Raw genomic sequence first — 20,392 nt, 5'->3', positions numbered from 1 at the left:
CCTAGCTGTCAAGCCGGAACCCCGCCTACCAGCCCAGCACCAAGGCAAAGATCAACGGGGCCACAATCGAGGCGTCGGACTCAATCATGAACTTGGGCGTATCCACCGCCAGTTTGCCCCAGGTGATCTTCTCGCCCGGTACGGCGCCGGAGTACGAGCCATAGCTGGTGGTGGAGTCGGAAATCTGGCAGAAGTAGGCCCAGACCGGCACATCGGGGCGCTGCATATCCTGGTGCAGCATGGGAACCACACAGATGGGGAAATCACCTGCAATACCCCCACCAATCTGGAAAAAGCCCACCGGGTGTTGCGCGCTGGTCTTCAAGTACCACTCGGCCAGCATCATCATGTACTCGATGCCGGTACGCACGGTGTGCACGTTTTTGATGCGCCCGTTTAGGCAGTGGCCAGCATACATGTTGCCGGTGGTGGAGTCCTCCCAGCCCGGCACCACAATGGGCAGGTTCTTCTCGGCAGCGGCCACCACCCAGCTATCCTTGGGGTCAATCTGGTAGTATGGCTTTAGCCTCCCCGAACGGATGATGCGGTAGAGAAACTCGTGGGGAAAGTATCGCTCACCCCCCGCATCGGCAGCCTCCCACTCCTCCAAAAGGGCGGCCTCGAGGCGGCGCATGGCCTCCATCTCGGGAATGCAGGTGTCAGTGACCCGGTTCAGGTGCCGCTCCAGCAGGCGCTGCTCGTCCTGGGCAGAAAGCTCGCGCCAGTTAGGCACGCGCTCATAGTGGTGGTGGGCCACCAGGTTGAAGAGGTCTTCTTCCAGGTTGGCCCCGGTACAGCTGATGGCATGTACTTTGCCCTGCCGGATCATCTCGGCCAGGGAAAGGCCCAGCTCGGCAGTGCTCATGGCCCCAGCCAGCGTAACCATCATCACCCCCCCTTGCTCGAGGTGGGCGCGGTAGGCTTCAGCAGCCTCGACCAGGGTGGCGGCATTGAAGTGGCGGAAATGGTGTTTCAAAAATTGGGAAATTTCTCCCCGAGACATGCGGTGCTCCTTTCCCGCGGGGTGGGCCAACAGGCTCCCCTCTTCGGACGCCATCGCCGAACGCCAATTGGGCGCAAGCCCCCTCGGGCCTGCCGTCTGCAAGTCTACCCAAGTTGGGTGAGATTACAAAAGCGCTCCCTTTGCACGGAGGGCTCTTTGGCGTAAGGTGGAACCGTGAAAGATATCCAATCCCGCCGCGAGATCGCCCAGGTAGTGGACAGCTTCTACGCCAAGGCCATGGAAGACGAGCAGATCGGCTACCTTTTTCAGGGGGTAGACCTGATGAACCACCTGCCGGTGATCTACGACTTCTGGGAAAACATCCTCTTCCGCACCGGTGCCTACAAGGGCGGCATGATGTACAAGCACCTGCGGCTCCACGCCCAGAAACCCCTCAAGCTCGAGCACTTCCAGCGCTGGCTCGAGCTCTTCACCCAGACCATCGACGCCCACTACGCTGGCCCCAACGCCCAGGCCATGAAGCAGTTTGCCTACACCATAGCAAACACCATCTACAACCGGGTTTCCCAGCACAACCCCCTCCCCCTGGCCGTGCGGGATGGCTAGCGAAACCAGCGCATCAGCAGATTCAAAAAGAGGCTCAGCCCCACACTGAGAAGCAGCATAGAGGCCAGGGGAAAATAGAAACGAAAACCCTCGCGTTCAATGCGGATATCCCCTGGCAAACGGCCAAACCAGCTCAAAAGCCCAGGGGCGTACAGCCACACCAGGCCCAGCGCCACCAATACCAAGCCCACAGCCAGCAACCAGCGCCCCGCTTCCATACTTCAATGGTAGCCCAACTCGCGCAGGGCCTCGGGGTCCTTACGCCAGTTGGGATAGACCTTGACCTGTAAATCCAGGTAGACCTTGTAGGCTAAGAAGACCTCGAGCTGCTTGCGGGCCGCCGCCCCAATCTCCCTGAGTTTGCGCCCTCCCGCCCCTATCAGGATGGGCTTATGGCTCTCCCGCTCGACATAGATGTTCACCCGGATATAAAACACCCCGTTTTCCCGCCGGACAAAGGTTTCTGTTTTGGTGGCAATCGAGTAGGGAATCTCTTCCTTGAGGCGTTTCATAGCCTCTTCGCGCACGATCTCGGCAGCCCACTCCTCCGCACTCTGGTCGCCTTTGGCGTAGTCGGCAGGGTAAAAGAAGGGGCCTTCGGGCAGCAAGGCCAGCACCTCATCGCGCAGGGCCTTGGCATCCCGCTCGTCCTGAGCGGAGATCATGCGGGTTTCCAAGCCCGGCAACAGTTCGGCGTAGGCCCGCATGGCCGACTCGGGATACCGGGCCACATCGGCTTTATTGCCCACCAAAAGAATCGGCACCCGTCCCTTCAAAGGGCGCAGCGCCCGCGCGACCCGTTCATCCTCGTGGGTAGGGGGGTGGCGCAGATCCACCAACCACAGCACCACGTTCACCTCGGCCAGGGCTTCGGTAATCTGGCGGATCATGTACTCGCTTAAAGCATCGGCAGCCTCATGCCAGCCTGGGGTATCCCAAAAGACAATCTGGCGGTTGCCCTCGGTATAGACCCCCCGCACCCGCTTGCGGGTGGTCTGCGGCTTGGGGCTGATGGGGGCAATCTTGACCCCCAGCATGGAATTAACCAGGGTAGACTTACCTACGTTGGGCTTCCCTACCACCGCTACAAAACCGGAATAACTCGCTCCTTCACTCACCGCTCTAGTATAGAGCGAAGGATGGCCCCCACTCCCATCCGCTATGCTGGTTCGCGCTATGCCCGACCCTCTGGCCCTTGCACTCACCCCTCATATTGGCCCCAAGCGCTTACTGCAAGCCCTTTCCACCGACTTGAGCCTAAAGGCCGTGACCGAATGCCTCGGCCCCGAAATAGCCAGTGCCTATGGAAAAACCCTTGCCAGCGGCCTAGCCGAAAAGGAGCGTGAACAGGCAGCCCGGCTGGGCCTTCGCCTGATTGGGCTGTGGGAAGATAGCTATCCTGAGGCATTACGCCATCTGGAAAGCCCCCCACCGGTGCTATACCTAAAGGGTGAACTCCCCCCTTCTCCCCGAACCATCGCCATTGTAGGCACCCGCAAGGCCAGCCCCTGGGCTACCGCCTGGACACAAAAAGTAGCCCATGAGCTGGCCGAGGCTGGTATAGGCATCATCTCGGGGTTAGCCCTGGGCATTGATGCCGCCGCGCATAAAGGGGCTTTGGCTGGTAGCGGCTACACCCTGGGGGTGTTGGGCAGCAGCCTAGATCGCTTCTACCCACCACAAAACCGCACCCTGGCTGAACAGATGCATCTGCTTTCGGAATTTCCCTTAGGAACCCCGCCCCAGCCCGGCCATTTTCCCCGGCGCAACCGCATCGTGGCCGCTTTGGCCCAGGCGGTGCTGGTGGTGGAGGCCGGCGAAAAGAGCGGCAGCCTGATTACCGCCAGGTTTGCTGCGGAGCTGGGCCGCGATGTGCTGGCGGTGCCGGGCCGACCCAGTGATCCTCAATCGGTGGGATGCAACCAGCTGATACGAGACGGGGCCGGACTGGTGATGAACGCCGAGGATGTGCTAGGTGCCTTAGGGGTTCTGGCCCGCACAAAACAAAGCATGCCCCTCGAGGGCCTCGAGGCCCAGGTCTACCGGGCTCTGCTCGAGCTTTCCGAGGCCCTGCCCGACGACCTGGCCCAGGCCACCGGCCTTTCTGCCAGCGAGGTGCTCTCCACCCTTACCCTGCTGGAGATCAAGGGCTTAGTGCAGGAAATGGCCGGGCGTTATAGCCCGGTATAGACGAGGCTCTACGGGAACGGCCTAACCGAAGACCAGACCAGCCCCTGAGCCCCTACCGAGCCGAGCAGTTCGTACCACCCCGGCTTGAGCCCTGCCGGGACTGGAAAGCTGGTGGGCAGGGCACGGAACTTGCTGCCATCAAAATAGGCCACCACCCGCACCTGGGCCTGCTCGCTGGCGGTTCGCAGCGCCAGGAAGGGGTCAGCGCGGTTGGTGGAGAGCCAGGCACTCACATGGGGGTACTGGCTAGCCCCCACCAGGCTGCCAGGCCCCTGATAGAAGGCCCAGGGCACGGGGCTATGCAGCTTGACCTCGGTAGCCACAAACACTTCGCCTTCCCAGGCACCGGTGGCCTCGAGCCACATACCCGGAATGGCCAGGCTCAGCCAGGGGGAGTTGCTCTGAATGCGCACAGCACCAGAGATAACCTGCCCTCCGGCGTTTACCGTTACCTGCCCCATGTAGCTTTGGACCGGGCGGGCGCTTGTGCTGGCGTTGGAATTCTGGCTGTTTCCGCTACTGCCTCCTCCAGGGTGGGGATTACCCCCACTGCTGCTGTTTCCCCCACTACTGCCACCGCTGTTCCCTCCACTATTTCCCTTGCCCCCGCTGTTACCACTATTGCCGCCGCTATTTCCCCCACTATTGCTGTTGCCGCTGTTACCCCGCTGCGCGATGACCTGCCCATCGGGCACCAGGCTGGGCTGCCCGTCCACCTGTACCCTATGGGCAAAGGCGGAAGGCAGCAACAGAATCAGCGCCATCCACAGCCAAAGGGCCTTACGAAGGCTAAACACGCTTCACCTCGAGCCGGGGCAGGCTCAGGGTGGCCTCGAGGCCCCCCTCAGCCCGGTTACGAAACTCCAGGCTACCCCCCAGCAAAGCGGCGATATGCCGAACCAAGGCCAAGCCCAACCCCATCCCCTCGAGCCGGGGGTGGGCCCGCAGGAATGGCTCGCCTAAGCGGGATAGCATCTCCTCTGGCACCCCCGGACCGCGGTCTAGAACGCGAATGTGAACCATAGTCCCCTGCGCTACCTCTACCCGTACCGAACCCTGGCTAAACTTGAGGGCGTTGCTCACCAGGTTGCCTAGGGCCTGCTGGAGAAGTTCCTCGTAGCCTAGCACCTGAGCCCGCAGCTCCCCTTCCAGGATAAGGCGTGCTCGTTCCTCAGGTGGGCAATTCTGCACCACCCAGCCCAGCACTTTGCCCACCTCCACTGGCTGAGGCTCTTTTTGTGGGCTGCGGGTCAGGGCCAACAACCCTGCCAGCAAACGTTCCAACCGCTCCAGGCTGCCCTTGATGGCCGGTAGCGACTCCTCCAAGGACAACAGCCCTTGCTCCAGAGCTTCCACCTGGGCCCGCAGTGTGGCCAAAGGGGTGCGTAGCTCGTGCGAGGTATAGCGGGAAAAATTGCGCTCCCGCTCGAGGTAACCCTCCACCGCCCGGGCCATGCGGTTGAAACTATTAGCCAAGTCGGCAAGCTCGTCCCGGCCTGGGGGTACCGGAACCGGCTTGGGAAAGCGCTGCTGGGCAATGGCATGGGCTGCATCGGTCAGATAACGCAGAGGCCACATCAGGTAGCCATGCAGCAGGTAGACCACCAGCAAAACCAGCAGCAGGGAAACAGGCAGGGCCAGCAGCTCGGTTCGCCAAAAGGCCTGCAATGCTTCGCGCTGGGTACGGGTCTCGAGGGCCCCCTGTAGCACAAAACCCTCGGCCAAGGCCCGCTCGCTCTTGAGCCAGCCCACTGCCTCAGTGGGAAAGCGGCCTCCAATCTCTAAAAACACCTGCTCCCCCCGGATGACCCGGAAGCGGCTGCTGCCCAGCTCGGCCAGCCGGGGCAACCGGTCGGGATTCAGCCCAACCTGCCCCGAGGAGATCAGCAAAGCCTGGGCTACCGCATAGGTAAGGGACTCGAGGTTCCGCCGAGCCTCCCGGTTCAAGGTATCGCGGAACTGGACAAACCCCAGCCCGCCTACCAGCAAGGCCGTTAGCAAAACCACCGCCAGCAGGCTAAGCAACAAACGGCCACGAAACCCACCTGACCATACCCCGCCTCTAACCGGGCCGGCTAACCGGGTTTTACCTGGCAGCACGCCCATCCCGCTAGACCCCCAAGGCATATCCCCCGGGCAGAGTGGTAATCACATCCTCCCCTAATTTCTCCCGCAGGCGATGCACATAGACCCGCAAAATGCGATGGCCCGATTCGGCGTCGGGAAATATTTTCTCCAACAGTTCATCAACGCCGAAAACTCGCTCGGGATATAGAGCCAGGCGTTCCAGCAGGGCAAACTCTTTATCGGAAAGCGAGACCAATCGTCGGTTCCAGTAAACCTTGCGGCTGTCGAACTCTATACGCAAGGGGCCACGCTCAAAAACGCTCTGCCGGGTGGTTCCCCCCCGGCGTAGCAAAGCCCGCACCCGGGCTAAGAACTCCTCGAGGGAGAACGGCTTCACCAGGTAGTCGTCGCCCCCTAAATCCAGCCCATACACCCGGTCTTCCACTACATCGCGGGCTGTAAGGAACAAAATAGCCCCGGTAAAGCCCCCCAAGCGGAGCTGCCGGGCCAGCCGGAAGCCCGCATCCTCCCCCTCCGGTAACATCACATCCAGGGCAATCAGGTCTGGCTCGCACTCGTCCACCTGGGCCCGGGCCTGGGGGGTGTTGTCGGCCCATACCACCTCGTAGCGCTCCCGGCGCAATAAGGCCACCAGCGGCCCCGCCAGGCCTGGCTCATCCTCCACCAACAAGATGCGCATCTTCCCCCTAGCCTAGCCCCGTGGGATAAACAGGATATTAACGCAGGGCCTGGCCTACTCCGGCTCGAGGCCCAAGGGGCCCTTCCTGCTGCACCACCTGTTCCTGCTCGCCCAGGCCCTCCACCCCCAAGCGCACCCGCTGGCCAGGCCGCAGGTAGACTGGCTCGGGCTTCTGGCCCAGCCCTACCCCAGCGGGAGTACCGGTGCTGATCAGGTCGCCGGGCTGTAGGCTCATGAACTGGCTGACATAGCTGACCAGCTCGGCCACCCCAAAGATCATGGCCCCAGTGTGCCCATCTTGGTAGCGGTGCCCATCCACCTCGAGCCACAGGCGCAGGTTCTGTGGGTCGGGTACCTCGTCAGCGGTCACCAGATAAGGCCCGATGGGGCCAAAGGTATCGCAGCTTTTACCCTTGTCCCACTGCCCCCCGCGCTCGAGCTGGTATTCCCGCTCGGAGACGTCGTTGACCACGCAGTAGCCAGCCACGTAGGCCAGGGCCTCAGCCTGGGGGATGTACTTACCAGGCTGGCCTATCACCACCCCTAGCTCCACCTCCCAGTCGGTCTTGCGCGAACCACGGGGCAGCACGATGGGGTCGTAGGGCCCGGAAATAGCGCTGGTAGCCTTGAGAAACACCACCGGCTCACGGGGAATGGCCGCCCCGGTCTCCTGGGCGTGGTCGCGGTAGTTAAGCCCAATACAGATAAACTTGCCCACCCCAGCCACACAAGGGCCTATCCGGGGGCGGCCCCGCACCAAGGGCAAGGTCTCGGGGTCTAGGCGGCGCAGCTTGGGCAGTTGCTTGGCCAGCACCGCTCCGTTGATATCGGGCACCAGGCCACTCAGATCGCGAATCCGGCCCTGGGCGTCGAGGAGCCCAGGTTTTTCCTTTCCTCTGAGTCCATAACGCAAAAGCTTCATCGGGCCTCCCGCACCCACGATACTTCTGGGCGGGGCTGGGCGACCAGGGCCAGGGCCTCTTGCAGCACCTCCAGCCCAGCCCCCCGTCGGCCCGCCCGCTCAGAAAGCAGTCGACGCCAGGCCCGTCCCCCTGGCTGGCCCTTGAACAGGTTGAGCATATGCCGGGCCACGGCCCAAAGTGGTGTGCCCCGCTCCATCTGAATTTGGGTATAGGCCAGCATGGCCTGGGCCACCTCGAGGCGGTTGGGCTGGTGCGCTAGGCCGAAAAACAACCGGTCGGCCTGCTCGAGTACGAACGGGTCTTCGTAAACAGCCCGCCCCAGCATCACCCCATCCACCCGCTTTAGGTGGGCCTGGGCCTCGACCAGGCTACGCACTCCTCCGTTGAGCACAATGGTCAGCTGAGGAAAGTCCTGCTTGAGGCGGTAGACCCAGTCGTAGCGCAGCGGGGGGACAGTGCGGTTTTGGGCCGGCGAAAGACCCTTCAGGTAGGCTTTTCGGGCATGAATGATGAAGACTCCGATTCCCACCCCGGCCAGCTTCTCGATAAAGCGAGCCACATAACCGTAGTCTTCAACCTCGTCCACGCCCAGGCGGTGCTTCGCCGTAACGGGAATCCGCACGGCCTGCCGCATCGCGGCCATACATTCGGCTACCCGGACTGGCTCGAGCATCAAGCAGGCCCCAAACCCACCCCCCTGTACCCGGGGAGAAGGGCAGCCTAGGTTCAGGTTAATCTCATCGTAGCCCCAGGCCTCCCCGATGCGCGCTGCCTCTGCCAGCTTCTTTGGCTCTGAGCCGGCGATCTGCAGGGCCAGGGGGTGCTCCTCGGGGTGGAAGTCTAGAAGCCGGGGCCGATCCCCCAGCAGGATGGACTGATCGACCACCATCTCGGTATAAAGCCGGGTACCTCGGGTAATCTGGCGCAGCAGGTAGCGGAAATGCCGGTCAGTCCAGTCCAGCATGGGGGCCACGCTGAGCCGGTATGGGCTGGAAGGTGTCATGGTGGTTTTGGGCTAGACCCGGCTGGCCAGAACCTCTTCCGGCGATAGGCGCTTGGGCTGGCGGAACTCGATATCCTCCCACTCGCCTTCTTCAATAACCTCGAGGCCCGGGTTGCCCTGGCGGAAGTAGGCCACAACCTCTTGCACCAGGTCGTCGGGGGTGGAAGCCGCCGAGGTAATCCCCACCGCCTGCACCCCCTCGAGCCAGACCGGTTGAATATCCTCTACGGTGTTGATGCGCTCGGCCCGCCCCACCAGGCTTTGGGCCAACTCCAAGAGGCGCATCCCGTTAGAAGAAGTGGGGCTGGTCAGCACTAGGAAGAGGTCGACCTGAGGGGCTATCCGCTTAACCGCATCCTGCCGGTTCTTGGTGGCATAGCAAAGGTCGTGCCGACTGGGCACCACCAGCTTGGGGAAGCGTTTTTTGAGAATCTCGATGGTAGCTAGGGTATCGTCTACCGAGAGGGTGGTCTGGGTCAGCACCACCACCTTTTCCGGATCGGGCACCTCGACGGTATGGGGGTCGGCCAAGCGGGGATCGCGCCCCACGTGGGTGTGCACCGCTACCAGAATGGTGCGCTCCGGAGCCTCGCCGCGGGTACCCTTGATCTCCTGGTGCTCGGCAGAATCGCCGATGAGCAAAATCCAGTACCCCTCCTTGGCGTAACGCTTGGCCTCGCTATGCACCTTGGTCACCAAAGGGCAGGTGGCATCAATCTGGTATAGGCCCCGCTGGGCTGCCTCACGGCGCAGCCAGGGAGGGATTCCGTGAGCGGAAAAGACCACGGTCTGGCCTAACCTCCGGCCTTTCTGGCGGAGCTGGTCTACCTCGGCTAAGTCCTCGACGAAGTGAACCCCGTACTGCTCCTGCAAACGCTGGGTAACCACCTCGTTGTGCACAATGGCGTGGTAGACCACCAGCTCGCCCTCCTGGCGGAGTTCCTGGGCCGCTTTTTCTACCGCCTCAATGGCCATAACCACTCCAGCGCAAAACCCTCGAGGCTTGGCTAGATACACTCGCTCGACCATATCGAGTGCTTACCATAGCACAGCGTTGGCCTCGGCTCTGTAAGTTGCCGCCCCTCTCCCCACCCAAGCGAGGGCCTAAGTATCCTTTTGATATGCAGCAGGAGCTACGAGAACTTAGCCTGCGCTATGGCCAACCCCTCGAGGTCTGCTATACCCTGGACGCCAATACTTACCTGGCCACCCGCGGCCACCAAGTAAGCGAGGTCTGTCTGGTACTCCAGCGGCCCGGGGGCCGCTTTCTAACCCTAACCAAAGCCTTCTACCCCCCGGGCGTCTACCGGCTGCCCACCGGCCGTATCGAGTGGGCCGAGTCCATCACCGATGCCCTACATCGAGAAATGGAGGAGGGAATCGGCCTGGAAGCAACCATCCTGCGCTATTTGGCCCATCTCACCTACCAGCACAACGAGGGTCGCCTCTTTCACAGCCACGTCTTCCTGCTGGCTGCCGAAGATACCCCCAGGCTGAAGGCACCACTCGAGCCAATCTATAGTTTCCGCGAGGTAAGCGCCCAAGAACTTTTAGCCATCGCTCAGCGATTGGAGCAGCTACCGGAAGCCTTCTCCCAGGAACTCAGCGCCACCTGGGCCGACTGGGGCCGCTTCCGTGCCATCGTCCACCGGGTAGCGGCCCAAGCCCTCAGCAGCCCTCAAACCCCGTAGAGCGCCCCGAACTTGCGGTTTAGGTACTCGACCAAGTAGCGCGGGTTGAGGTCTTCCCCGGTCACCTCTTTGAGCAGATCGCGCGGCCAGTAGCGGCTGCCCTGGCGGTGAATTTTCTGGCGGGTCCACTCTAGCAACGGGGCGAACTCGCCCTGTGCAAACTGGGCCTCGAGGTCCCCTAGCTCCTTCTGGGCCTGGGCGAAGAACTGTGCGGCGTAAAGGTTGCCCAGGGTATAGGTGGGGAAGTAGCCGATCAGCCCCGCCGACCAGTGCACATCCTGCAGCACCCCGTCTTGCATCTCGGGAGCCCGCACCCCTAGGTAGGCCTGGTATTTGGCGTCCCAGGCCTCGGGCAAATCGTCAATGGACAGTTCGCCCTGCAGCAGGGCCCGCTCGAGTTCAAAGCGAATTAAGACGTGCAGGTTGTAGGTTACCTCGTCGGCCTCCACCCGGATTAGGCTGGGCTTAACTTCGTTGATGGCAAAGTAAAACTCCTCCAGCCGCACATCACGCAAGGCCTCAAAGTAGTGCTGGGCCCGGGGCCAGAAATAGCGCCAGAAACCCAGACTGCGCCCCACCAGGTTCTCCCAGGTGCGGCTTTGCGACTCGTGGATGCCCAGGGAAATCTCGCTGCCCATAGGGGTACCGAAGTGTTCCTCGGGCAGGCCCTGGCCGTAAAGACCGTGCCCCATCTCGTGCACGGTGCTGAAAAAGCCTGCACTGAAGAAATCCTCCTGGTAGCGGGTGGTCAGGCGCACGTCCCCCGGCCCTATTCCTTCCATAAAGGGGTGGGCCACCACATCCAGCCGGCCCCCCTCGAGGTCAAAACCCAGCCGGCCGATCACCTCACGGCCAAAAGCCTCCTGAGCGGCTAGGGGAAAGTGCCGCTGCAAAATCCCCGAAGAAGGACGCCGAGCACTGCCCCGAATACGCTCCAGCAAATCCACGGTGGCCTGGCGCAAGGGCTGAAAAACCTCCTCCACCTGCTGGGCCGTCGCCCCTGGCTCATACTGGTCGAGCAAGGCATCGTAGCGTTCTTCCTGGTAGCCTAGGGCATCGGCCACCTCAGCGGTCAGGGTGAAAATTTGCTGCAGAATTGGCTTGAAGGCCTGCCAGTCGTTTTTGGGGCGGGCCTCCTCCCAGATGGCCTGCCCTTGGCTGGTGGCCTGGGCCAGCTCTACCGCCAGCCGCTCGGGAATCTTGCACTGAAGGTCGTAGGCCCGTCGCCACTCCCGCACATTAACCGCCTCCACCGAGTGTGGCTCCGGCCCGTCCTGGGCCTCTTCCACTATGGAAAGCATCTCCCCTACCCGGGGGTGGGTGGTACGCTGGTGCAGCAGCCGGGCTAAGGCCGCCTGCATCCGGGCCCGATGGGCATAGCCCTTTTTGGGAATGTAGGTGGCCTGATCCCAGCCCGCCAGCTTGGCGAAGGAAACCAGATAGGCCGTCTCCTGGCTGTAGTTTTTTAACCACTCGTAGGCTTCGCGTGCGGTCATACCCGCCCATCATAGGGCCAAAGGGCACAGCAAAGGTGCCAGACCTCACCAGGAGAGCTGCCCCCCTAGCCCTTCACCGCCCCCGCGGTCAGCCCGGCCACAATGCGCTGCTGGAAAATGAGCACCAGCACCACCAGCGGCACCGTCACCACTACCGAGGCTGCCATAATCGAGCCCCAGGGGATCTCGAAAGGTGTGGCCCCGCCAAACGAAGCGATGGCTACCGGAACGGTGCGCACGTTGTTCCCGATAGTGAAGGTCAGGGCAAAGAGATATTCGTTCCAGGCTGCAATGAAGGCCAGCAAGCCGGTAGTGACCAAACCGGGGCCGGTCAGGGGCAGCATTACCTGAACCAGGGTCTGCATGGGCGAAGCCCCGTCCACATAGGCGGCTTCCTCCAGCTCCCGAGGCAGTCCACGGAAGTAGCCTGTCAGCACCCAGACCGTGAAGGGCAGGGTAAAGAGCAGGTAGGAAAGAATCAGCCCGGCGTGGGTATTGAAAAGACCCGTCTCGCGCAGCAAGACAAACATCCCCGAGAGCACCGAAACCTGGGGAAACATGGTCATGGCCAGCACGATGTACAGAACTGCGTTCTTGGGTGGAAAGCGCAGACGGCCCAGCGCGTAAGCCGCCAGCACCCCCAGCACCAGGCAGATCAGCGTGGCGCCACCGGCCACCAGAAGGGAGTTGATCAGGTTCCGCCCAAACTCAGCCCCGCTGAAAACATTCTGGTAGTGGGTCAGGGTGAAAGGGGTGGGCAGGAAGCTGGGATTCGAGCTAAACAGCGCATCGCTGGTTTTGAAGCTGCTGATGAGCGCCCAGTAGAAGGGAAACACGCTATATATAACAATAAAAACCACCAGTATATAGAAAAGCACCCGACCGGCGTAGTAACCCAGCCCTTTAGTCCTCACCGCGCACCCCCCGTCCTGCTACGCGCATGTACAGGAACACAAAGATGAAGATTATAACCAGAATGGCCACCGATATGGCCGAGCCATACCCCAGGTCTTGAAAATCGATGAGGGTCTGACGGTTGTAAATGGCCAGGCTTCGGGTGGCGGTATTGACCCCTACCATCACAAAAATCACATCGAAGACCCGCAGCGCATCCAGGGTGCGGAAGATCAGGGCCACCACCAGAGCCGGGGTCAACAAGGGCAAGGTGAGGGTCCAGAACTGCTGCCACTTGCTGGCTCCATCGATATCGGCGGCCTCATAGATATCGGAAGGGATTAGCTGCAAACCAGCCAGCAACAGAAGGGCCATGAAAGGTGTGGTCTTCCAAACATCCACTGCCACGATAGACCACAGGATGGTGTTGGGGTTGGCCAAGAAGGCGATTTTGTTGGCTATCAGGCCGGTGTTGACCAGGATGACGTTGATCACACCATAGATATCGTTGAGCATCCATTGCCACATCTTGGCCGAGACCACCGTGGGAATGGCCCAGGGAATCAGGATGGCCGCCCGCACAATCCCCCGGCCCTTGAAATTGGAATGAATAACCAAGGCAATGGCCAAACCCAAAACGGTCTCGAGGAAGACCGAAACCACTGTAAAGCGCAAAGTATTCCAGAGTGCTCCCCTAAAGTCGGGGTCTTGCAACAGGAAAATGTAGTTCTTCAGGCCCACAAACTCGGTGGGCTCCACAAAAGAGATGTCCGCCCGATGAAACGAGTAGTAGAACACCTGGGCCAACGGGTAGCCTGCCACAAACGCCACCACCAACAGCGTCGGCAAGACCAGCAGCCAAGCCAAGCGGGTTTGTCGTACTGTGAGCATCTATCACCTCCACCCAGCCGACCCTATAAAGCGTTTGGCGATTTTTTTCAATACACCGATACTACATGCCTTCCGGCCACTTGCGCTATAGTTGCCGCACCTTAGTCATCTCTGGTGTTAACGAATGGGGCCGGATACCCGACCCCATTCGTTGGAAGCTGGGACGACCTAACGCAGAATGCGCCGCAGGGCCGCTTCGATGTCCCGAACCGCTTGTGCAGCCGGCTTACGGCCAGTAATGGCTTCATGTACGCCGGTCCAGAAGGCCTCGGAAACCTGGTTATAACGCGCACCGGCCACACCCGAAGGGCGCCCCACCGCATTTTGGAAGACCGGCAGCAGGTCGCGGAACCAGGGGTTCTTGGCCAGCACCTGCGGGTCGTTGTAAAGGGCCGGACGGGTGGGCAGGCGCGAGAGGTTGACGGCGTTGTCTTTCTGAACCTCCACGCTGGTCAGGTACTTGACCAAATCCGCAGCTACCCGCTGGTTGCGCGAATAGGTCGAAACCATGAGCTGCCAGCCCCCCAGGGTGGCCGCGTTGCGGCCCCCAGTACCTGCGCCGCGCGGCAACACGGTTACGCCGATCTTACCCCGCACCGCGCTGCCCTCGCTCTGCCCCAAGCTATAGGCATAGGGCCAGTTGCGCATGAAGGCAGCATTGCCCGACTGGAAGGCGTTACGGGCCTCTTCCTCAGCGTAGCTAGTCACACCCGGAGGGGAGATTTTACCCACCCATCCCCGCACCATGTTGAGCGCAGCGATAGCTTGGGGGTTGTTGATGGTAATGCGACCATCGGGCTCGATGATACGCCCCCCGCCCATGGAGAAAATCCACTCCAGGGCATCGCAAGTCAGGCCCTCGTAGGCCTTGCCCTGCCAGACAAACCCCCAGAAGTCGCGGTTGCCCGCCTGGCGCTCGCCTGCTTGGATTCTCTCCGCCATCTGCTCGAGCTCGGTCCAGGTCGCTGGTGGCTTGGAGTAGCCGTACTTTTGCAGTAGGTCGGTGCGGTAGTACAAAAGACCGGCATCGGTAAAGAAGGGAATCGAGGTCAGCTTGCCCCGGATGGTGTTGTTCTCAACGATCCGCGGGAAGAACTGGGCCAACTCTGCCTCGCTGAAGAACTGCTTGAGGTCGGCAGCATGGGGCGCCACAATGCCCGGCCAGATCACATCGATCATGTAGACGTCCACATCGGCACTGCGGGCCGCCCAGTACTGCTGGTAGAGGGCCAAACGGTCGTTGGTGTCTGCAGGTGAGTCGATGTACTCGATACGGTTGCCGGTTTTTTGTGCCCATTCCTCGGCCTTGGCCTTCATCCAACGGCCGCCCTCGCCCACCGCGGTAGAATCGCCCGCGACACGTATGGTCACTCCTTGGGCCAAGGCCAACCCGCCCCAAACAAGGGCCAGGGCCAATACACTTGCCAGCCACTTCTTCATGTTTCCTCCTGTTTCCATGGAAGTGCTTCCATAAACCATCTAGCCCAAAGGCATTGTAGTCCATTGGCTTTGGAAGAACTTCCCAGGCGAAGTCTATCCTAGACCCCTTGAACTGTCAACCACGAAGGAGGGCTCAAACTTTCTCGTCTCGGCAAGAATAATCCCCGCCCAAGAGACTGGGCGGGGGGTTATACCTTTGGAGGATGTTTACAATTTTTTGAGGGACTGCACCAACTGGCCCAGTACGCTCTGGGCATCCCCATAGAGCATGCGGGTATTATCGGCGTAAAACAGCTCGTTTTCCACCCCAGCGAAGCCCTTACCCTGACCCCGCTTGATTACGATGGCGTTCTTGGCCTTATCCACGTCCAGAATGGGCATCCCGTACAGGGGGGAACCCTTGCGGTGGGCTGCCGGGTTGACCACGTCGTTGGCGCCAATAACCACGGCTACATCGGCCTGGGGGAACTCGGGGTTGATGTCCTCGAGGTCGAAGAGTTTATCGTAGGCCACCCCAGCTTCGGCCAGCAGTACGTTCATGTGGCCGGGCATGCGGCCTGCTACCGGGTGGATGGCAAACTTGACCTCGACCCCTTTAGACTCGAGCAAATCGGCCAGCTCGCGCAGCTTGTGCTGGGCCTGGGCTACCGCCATGCCGTAGCCCGGTACAAAGATGACCTTGGAGGCATAGGCCAGCATCACCGCAGCGTCCTCGAGGTCGATCGGCTTAAGGCTGCCCTTGACCTCGCCCGCCTCCTGCTCCACGCCGAAGCCCCCTACCAGCACACTCCACAGGCTGCGGTTCATCGCCTTGGCCATCAGTAAGGTCAGCAGGGTGCCCGCCGCCCCCACCACCGTACCGGCCACAATCAAGGCCGCATTCCCGATGGCAAACCCCTCAAAGCCCACCGCCAAGCCGGTAAAGGCGTTGTACAAAGAGATGACCACCGGCATATCGCCCCCGCCGATGGGCAGGGTCATCAGTACCCCAAAGGCCAAGGCCAGCAGGAAGAAGAGGAAGATAAGCCCCCCCGAGTGGCTCGGCAGCAAGGCCAGGCCCAAAAGCAAAGCCCCCACCAAGACCACCAGGTTGACGAGCCGCTGGCTGGGAAACTGAATGGGGCGGCTGGACATTAGACCCTGTAGCTTGGCAAAAGCGATTAGGCTTCCGCTGAACGAGACCGAGCCAATCAAAGCCCCCAATACCGCCAGGGTCTTGAGGCCGGTGCCCTCGAACTCCCCCCGCAAAAGCTCCACTGCGGCGATAGCCCCCGCGGCGCCTCCGCCCATGCCGTTGTAGATGGCCACCATCTGGGGCATGTCGGTCATCTGCACCCGCTTGGCCGCAATCCAGGCCACCACCGTGCCAATCGCGATAGCCAGGATCATCAGACCAAAGTTTTTCATCCCTGGCGTAAGAAAGGTTACCAAGGTTGCGGCCACCATAGCCGCCCCAGCCCAGACCACCCCGCTGCGGGCGGTGGCCGGGGAAGACATCCGCTTGAGCCCCAGAATGAAGAGCAAGGCGGTCAGGAAGTAGACCAACTCAACGAAGTTTTCCACCGGCCTACTGACCCCCTTTCGGCTTACGTTCAAACATTTCCAGCATCCGCTCGGTCACCGCGTACCCCCCCGCGGCATTGGCGGCTCCTAGAATCACCCCAAAAAAGCCAATGGCCTGCTCGAGGGGGGTCTCGGCATGGCCTAGCACCACCATAGCCCCCACCACCACAATGCCGTGGATAAAGTTCGACCCCGACATCAGGGGGGTGTGCAGGATAACCGGTACCCGGCTAATCACCTCGTAGCCGGTAAAAGCCGCCAACAAAAAGATATACAGCGCAGCCCAGGTTGTATCCATGTTTATCCTCCCAGCAAAGCCTTGGTCGGCGCATGGGTGACCTCACCCTGGTGGGTGAGCAAGGTTCCGGCCAAAATCTCGTCGCTCCAGTCGGGCGCGAGCTGACCGTCTTGGTAAAGCAGCTTGGAAAGGTTATAGAGGTTCTTGGCGTACATCTCGCTGGCGTGCACCGAAAGGGCACTGGGCAGGTTCAACGGCCCCACGATGCGCACCCCACCTACCTCGAGGGTCTCGCCGGGCCGGGTCAGCTCACAGTTGCCCCCAGATTCAGCCGCCAGGTCGACCACCACCGACCCCGGGGCCATCCGCTCCACCATGGCCTGGGTAATCAGGATGGGGGCCTTGCGCCCGGGAATCTGGGCCGTGGTGATGACGGCATCCATCTGGCCCACCTCCTTGGCCAGGGCCTCTTGCTGCAGGCGTTTTTCCTCCTCGGTCAGCTCGCGGGCATACCCCCCCTCACCCTCGGCGCTGATGGGCAGCTCGATGACCTTAGCCCCCAGGGAAAGGGCCTGCTCGGCAGCAGCCTTGCGCACATCGTAGGCCCAGACGTTGGCCCCCAGCCGGCGAGCGGTCGCGATGGCCTGCAGACCCGCCACCCCTACCCCCATCACCAGCACCTTGGCTGGGCGGATGGTACCGGCAGCGGTAGTGAGCATAGGAAAGAAACGGCTGCTCTCGCGGGCAGCGATGAGGGCAGCCACATAGCCAGCCACCGTGGCCTGGGAGGAGAGCACGTCCATGCTCTGGGCCCGGGTGATGCGGGGCACCAGCTCCATGGCTAGGGCAGTGAGCTTTCCCGCAGCCATAGCCCGGACCCGCTCGAGGTTGCGGTGTGGGGCCATCAGACCCACTACGATGGTGCCGGGCTCGAGTTGGGCCAGTTCGGCTACCTCCAAGGGCTGCACGGTAAACACCACCTGGGCCCCCTTGAACAGTTGGTCCCGCGAGACCACCTCGGCCCCGGCCTCCCGGTAGGCCTGGTCGGAAAAATAGGCACCCGCACCTGCGCCGGCCTCGAGGCGAACCCCCCAGCCTTCTTTGCGCAGGCGGCCCACCACCTCGGGGGTCAGGGCAACCCGGCGCTCACCTGGCGCGGTCTCTTTGGGGACTGCTATCTGTACCATTCCACCTCCTCGTTTTGGTATACCACTCCGCAGGAAGTATACCAGCCCTTACCCAGGGCACAAATCCCCATCCTCAAAGCCTGCCATCAGGCCCGCTTATTCCCGGTACAATCTAGGCCATGCCTTCTGCCCACATACGCATCGCGCTGGTGCTCTTGGCCGGGGTTGTGGCCATCTCCTTCGGCTCCATCCTGGCCCGGCTGGCTGCTACCGCCGCCGGGGAGCAGGGGGTGGGTTTCAGCCTGGTGATCAGCGCTTTGCGGATGACCTTTGCCAGCCTGCTGCTGCTCCCCGCCTGGTGGGCCTATCCCCAGTTGCGCCTGCAACCCGGGGCCTGGGCCTACGCCGCTCTAGCCGGGCTTTTTCTAGCCCTGCACTTTGCCACCTGGATCACTTCCATCGGCCTGACCAGCATTGCGGCCAGCACCGTGTTGGTCACCTCTACCCCTATCTGGACTGCCCTACTGGCCTGGTGGTGGCTCAAGCAGACCCCCAGTCGGCTAACCCTCCTGGGCATCGGGGTAGCCCTGGGCGGTGCGGCGTTCATCGGCCTGGGGGGAGAGAACGGCCAGGCGGTCAATCCCACTTTGGGCAACTTCCTAGCCCTATGCGGGGCAGTGGCCGGGGCACTGTACTTCATGCTGGGGCGGGAAGCCCAGCGGCGGGGCTTCGCCATCGGGGTTTATGCCGCTGTGGCCTACAGCGTAGCCGCCCTGGCCCTGCTCCCCCTGCCCGGCTTGTTTGGGGGTAGTTACGGCGACCACCCCCCCCTGGCCTACCTCTGGATTGGCCTGATGGCCCTGTTGCCCCAGCTGGTCGGGCATACCAGCTTTAACTGGGCCATGCGGCAGATTCCCCCGGTGCTGGTCAGCCTGGTGATGCTATTGGAGCCCGTAGGTGCCAGCCTACTGGGTTATTTCCTCTTGGGAGAGGTACCCGCTCTGGCGGTATTCGTGGGGGGAGCCATCCTGCTGGTGGGGGTGGGCCTGGCAGTATGGGGCAGCCGCTAGGCACCTCACTCGCTTAGAGGCTGCTCCTTGCGCCTTGTGCCCTGCCGGTAGGCCTCGAGCAAAGCCCTAAGGGCCTTACCCCGGTGCGAATGGGCCGCTTTCTGTTCCAAGGTCATCTCGGCAAAGGTCTTGCCCACCTCGGGCAGATAAAACAAGGGGTCGTAGCCGAAGCCCCACTCCCCTCGGGGGGCCTCGAGGATCTCCCCCTCGGTCTCGCCCCGGTAAAGCTCCAGGTAACCATCGGGGTAGGCCATCGCCAACACCGCTACGAATTTGGCCTTGCGCTGCTCCGGCGGAATGCCTTTCAGGCGCTCGAGCAGATACACATTCCGCTCGGTATCGGTCGTCTTATTGCCATAGCGGGCCGAGTACACCCCAGGCTCACCCCCTAAGGCCGCTACCTCGAGGCCCGAGTCGTCGGCCAGGGTAGGCAGGCCACTTTGCCTAGCGGCGTAGGCCGCCTTCAAAATAGCGTTATCTTCGAATGTAGCCCCCTCCTCGGGCGGCAGCTTGAAGGGGTAATCCAACAGGGAAAACAGCGTCCACCCCAGCGGGGCCAGCCCTTCTTTAATCTCGCGATACTTACCGGGGTTCGAGGTAGCAACCAGCACGCGCATCTATCCCATCTTAATCCCAAAAAGGAACCCCGGTTGGGCTATATGGGCAGGGCCTCCCAAGCGCCGGATATTCGTTAGGCCTTCGGCCTAAGCTGGGCGTGCACCCGCCGCACCAACTCAGGAATCTGGGCTAGACCCAGCTCCAGCATAGCCTGGTAAGTGGCCCGGGGGACTGGGCGCCCCTCCCCAGCCCCGTGCAGCTCAATGATCTCGCCGCTTTGGGTAGCCACCACGGTTAGGTCGGCCCAGGCCTTTTCATCCTCGAGCTGGGTCAGGTCCAGCAACAAGGTATCCCCCCCCATCCAGCCCACGCTCACCGCGGCAAACTCGGTCAGGGGCCATTCGTCAATTTTGCCCTGGCGAACCAGCCGATCCATGGCCTGGTGCAGCGCCGCATACCCCCCTAGTAGCGAGGCCACGCGGGTTCCCCCATCGGCCTGGATCACATCAGCATCGATCACCACGGTCTTGCCCGGCAACAAGCTCAGGTCCAAAGCCGCCCGGAAGGCCCGGCCCAAAAAGCGCTGTATCTCAGCGGTGCGCCCCGAGATTTTCTGGCGTTCGCGCTCCTTGCGCACCTGGGTTGAGCGGGGCAGCAAGTTGTATTCGGCCATCAGCCAGCCTTCCCGGCCCGAGACATGCCGGGGCACCCCATCGGTGAGGGAGACGTTCACCAGCACCCGGGTATTCCCCAGCTCGACCAGGGCCGAGCCTTCGGCATAGTGCACATAGCCCGTTCGAATCAGAAGAGGTCGGAGTTCGTGGGGCTGCCGCCCATCCTTGCGCTTCATCGTCGAGACTCTACCACAACCCCACCACACCGGCGGCCAGGAGTGAACCTGGACAAACACATGTGAGACTCTAAGCTGGGATAAAAAGAGGGGAACCAACCAAGAAAGGAGGTTCCCCAGG

The 20,392-nt window shown here is 61.8% G+C and carries 22 protein-coding genes; 4 read left to right on the top strand and 18 right to left on the bottom strand.

All coding sequences use genetic code 11. The annotated features are described in order from the left end of the window. Positions 1 to 25: 25 nt before the first annotated feature. Positions 26 to 976: a deoxyhypusine synthase family protein gene (locus G552_RS0105535; protein WP_245575125.1), complete on the bottom strand. Its 951-nt coding sequence runs from the start codon at positions 974 to 976 to the stop codon at positions 26 to 28. A gap of 201 nt (positions 977 to 1,177) precedes the next feature. Here G552_RS0105535 and G552_RS0105530 point away from each other — a divergent pair, with 201 nt between their 5' ends. Continuing rightward, positions 1,178 to 1,570, top strand: coding sequence for a group III truncated hemoglobin (locus G552_RS0105530; RefSeq protein WP_027882134.1), 393 nt, complete (start codon positions 1,178 to 1,180; stop codon positions 1,568 to 1,570). Here G552_RS0105530 and G552_RS0105525 read toward each other — a convergent pair. Further along, positions 1,567 to 1,788 (bottom strand): DUF2905 domain-containing protein, encoded by a 222-nt coding sequence (locus tag G552_RS0105525; RefSeq protein WP_027882133.1) that lies wholly within the window; start codon positions 1,786 to 1,788, stop codon positions 1,567 to 1,569. The genes G552_RS0105530 and G552_RS0105525 overlap by 4 nt on opposite strands. A 3-nt stretch (positions 1,789 to 1,791) precedes the next feature. Further along, the gene (era, locus tag G552_RS0105520) at positions 1,792 to 2,688 is read right to left on the bottom strand and encodes a GTPase Era (protein WP_027882132.1); all 897 of its coding nucleotides are present in this window, start codon (positions 2,686 to 2,688) and stop codon (positions 1,792 to 1,794) included. Positions 2,689 to 2,746: 58 nt separating this feature from the next. Here era and dprA point away from each other — a divergent pair, with 58 nt between their 5' ends. Then, complete coding sequence (gene dprA, locus G552_RS0105515; protein WP_027882131.1) at positions 2,747 to 3,760, top strand: DNA-processing protein DprA; 1,014 nt, start codon at positions 2,747 to 2,749, stop codon at positions 3,758 to 3,760. An 8-nt stretch (positions 3,761 to 3,768) separates the two neighbouring features. Here dprA and G552_RS0105510 read toward each other — a convergent pair whose 3' ends face one another. The 6 genes from G552_RS0105510 to ispH all read right to left on the bottom strand — a co-directional run bounded on the left by G552_RS0105510 (position 3,769) and on the right by ispH (position 9,482). Continuing rightward, complete coding sequence (locus G552_RS0105510; protein WP_027882130.1) at positions 3,769 to 4,557, bottom strand: hypothetical protein; 789 nt, start codon at positions 4,555 to 4,557, stop codon at positions 3,769 to 3,771. Further along, positions 4,550 to 5,788 (bottom strand): HAMP domain-containing sensor histidine kinase, encoded by a 1,239-nt coding sequence (locus G552_RS0105505; RefSeq protein WP_245575124.1) that lies wholly within the window; start codon positions 5,786 to 5,788, stop codon positions 4,550 to 4,552. The genes G552_RS0105510 and G552_RS0105505 overlap by 8 nt, the downstream gene beginning before the upstream one ends. Positions 5,789 to 5,870: 82 nt before the next feature. Next, positions 5,871 to 6,527, bottom strand: coding sequence for a response regulator transcription factor (locus G552_RS0105500; RefSeq protein WP_027882128.1), 657 nt, complete (start codon positions 6,525 to 6,527; stop codon positions 5,871 to 5,873). Between the two features lie 37 nt (positions 6,528 to 6,564). Further along, positions 6,565 to 7,449 carry a fumarylacetoacetate hydrolase family protein gene (locus G552_RS14805; RefSeq protein ID WP_051195690.1) on the bottom strand — a complete coding sequence of 295 codons (885 nt, stop codon included), beginning with the start codon at positions 7,447 to 7,449 and terminating at the stop codon, positions 6,565 to 6,567. Continuing rightward, positions 7,446 to 8,453 (bottom strand): tRNA dihydrouridine(20/20a) synthase DusA, encoded by a 1,008-nt coding sequence (gene dusA / locus G552_RS0105490; RefSeq protein WP_027882127.1) that lies wholly within the window; start codon positions 8,451 to 8,453, stop codon positions 7,446 to 7,448. Before dusA ends, G552_RS14805 begins: the two co-directional genes overlap by 4 nt. Before the next feature lie 12 nt (positions 8,454 to 8,465). Beyond that, a complete protein-coding gene (ispH, locus tag G552_RS0105485; protein WP_027882126.1) occupies positions 8,466 to 9,482 on the bottom strand; it encodes a 4-hydroxy-3-methylbut-2-enyl diphosphate reductase in 1,017 nt (338 codons plus the stop codon). A gap of 92 nt (positions 9,483 to 9,574) precedes the next feature. Between ispH and G552_RS0105480 the strand changes: the two genes are divergently transcribed. Next, positions 9,575 to 10,144, top strand: a complete 570-nt coding sequence (locus tag G552_RS0105480) for an NUDIX hydrolase (protein ID WP_027882125.1) — start codon at positions 9,575 to 9,577, stop codon at positions 10,142 to 10,144. On the opposite strand, the gene G552_RS0105475 is transcribed toward G552_RS0105480, so the two are convergent. The 7 genes from G552_RS0105475 to G552_RS0105445 all read right to left on the bottom strand — a co-directional run bounded on the left by G552_RS0105475 (position 10,132) and on the right by G552_RS0105445 (position 17,853). Further along, positions 10,132 to 11,640: a carboxypeptidase M32 gene (locus tag G552_RS0105475; protein WP_027882124.1), complete on the bottom strand. Its 1,509-nt coding sequence runs from the start codon at positions 11,638 to 11,640 to the stop codon at positions 10,132 to 10,134. The genes G552_RS0105480 and G552_RS0105475 overlap by 13 nt on opposite strands. Before the next feature lie 65 nt (positions 11,641 to 11,705). Then, positions 11,706 to 12,554, bottom strand: coding sequence for a carbohydrate ABC transporter permease (locus G552_RS0105470; protein WP_027882123.1), 849 nt, complete (start codon positions 12,552 to 12,554; stop codon positions 11,706 to 11,708). Beyond that, positions 12,544 to 13,425, bottom strand: coding sequence for a carbohydrate ABC transporter permease (locus G552_RS0105465; protein WP_027882122.1), 882 nt, complete (start codon positions 13,423 to 13,425; stop codon positions 12,544 to 12,546). Before G552_RS0105465 ends, G552_RS0105470 begins: the two co-directional genes overlap by 11 nt. Before the next feature lie 168 nt (positions 13,426 to 13,593). Continuing rightward, positions 13,594 to 14,865 carry an ABC transporter substrate-binding protein gene (locus G552_RS0105460; RefSeq protein ID WP_156890677.1) on the bottom strand — a complete coding sequence of 424 codons (1,272 nt, stop codon included), beginning with the start codon at positions 14,863 to 14,865 and terminating at the stop codon, positions 13,594 to 13,596. A 207-nt stretch (positions 14,866 to 15,072) separates the two neighbouring features. After that, positions 15,073 to 16,428 carry an NAD(P)(+) transhydrogenase (Re/Si-specific) subunit beta gene (locus tag G552_RS0105455; protein WP_027882120.1) on the bottom strand — a complete coding sequence of 452 codons (1,356 nt, stop codon included), beginning with the start codon at positions 16,426 to 16,428 and terminating at the stop codon, positions 15,073 to 15,075. Between the two features lie 4 nt (positions 16,429 to 16,432). Next, a complete protein-coding gene (locus G552_RS0105450) occupies positions 16,433 to 16,726 on the bottom strand; it encodes an NAD(P) transhydrogenase subunit alpha part 2 (protein ID WP_027882119.1) in 294 nt (97 codons plus the stop codon). Between the two features lie 2 nt (positions 16,727 to 16,728). Continuing rightward, the gene (locus G552_RS0105445) at positions 16,729 to 17,853 is read right to left on the bottom strand and encodes a Re/Si-specific NAD(P)(+) transhydrogenase subunit alpha (RefSeq protein ID WP_027882118.1); all 1,125 of its coding nucleotides are present in this window, start codon (positions 17,851 to 17,853) and stop codon (positions 16,729 to 16,731) included. 119 nt (positions 17,854 to 17,972) lie between these two features. Here G552_RS0105445 and G552_RS0105440 point away from each other — a divergent pair, with 119 nt between their 5' ends. Further along, on the top strand, positions 17,973 to 18,863 hold the full coding sequence (locus tag G552_RS0105440; RefSeq protein ID WP_027882117.1) for a DMT family transporter: 891 nt from the start codon (positions 17,973 to 17,975) through the stop codon (positions 18,861 to 18,863). Positions 18,864 to 18,868: 5 nt separating this feature from the next. Here G552_RS0105440 and rdgB read toward each other — a convergent pair whose 3' ends face one another. Together rdgB and rph are read right to left on the bottom strand one after the other, a co-directional pair. Further along, complete coding sequence (gene rdgB / locus G552_RS0105435; protein ID WP_027882116.1) at positions 18,869 to 19,480, bottom strand: RdgB/HAM1 family non-canonical purine NTP pyrophosphatase; 612 nt, start codon at positions 19,478 to 19,480, stop codon at positions 18,869 to 18,871. 74 nt (positions 19,481 to 19,554) lie between these two features. Next, the gene (rph, locus tag G552_RS0105430) at positions 19,555 to 20,271 is read right to left on the bottom strand and encodes a ribonuclease PH (protein WP_027882115.1); all 717 of its coding nucleotides are present in this window, start codon (positions 20,269 to 20,271) and stop codon (positions 19,555 to 19,557) included. Positions 20,272 to 20,392: the final 121 nt, after the last annotated feature.

The organism is Meiothermus rufus DSM 22234 (assembly GCF_000423425.1).
Lineage (GTDB): Bacteria > Deinococcota > Deinococci > Deinococcales > Thermaceae > Meiothermus > Meiothermus rufus.
The sequence above is the reverse complement of the archived record's forward strand: the minus strand, read 5'-3'. Positions and strand labels throughout refer to the sequence as shown.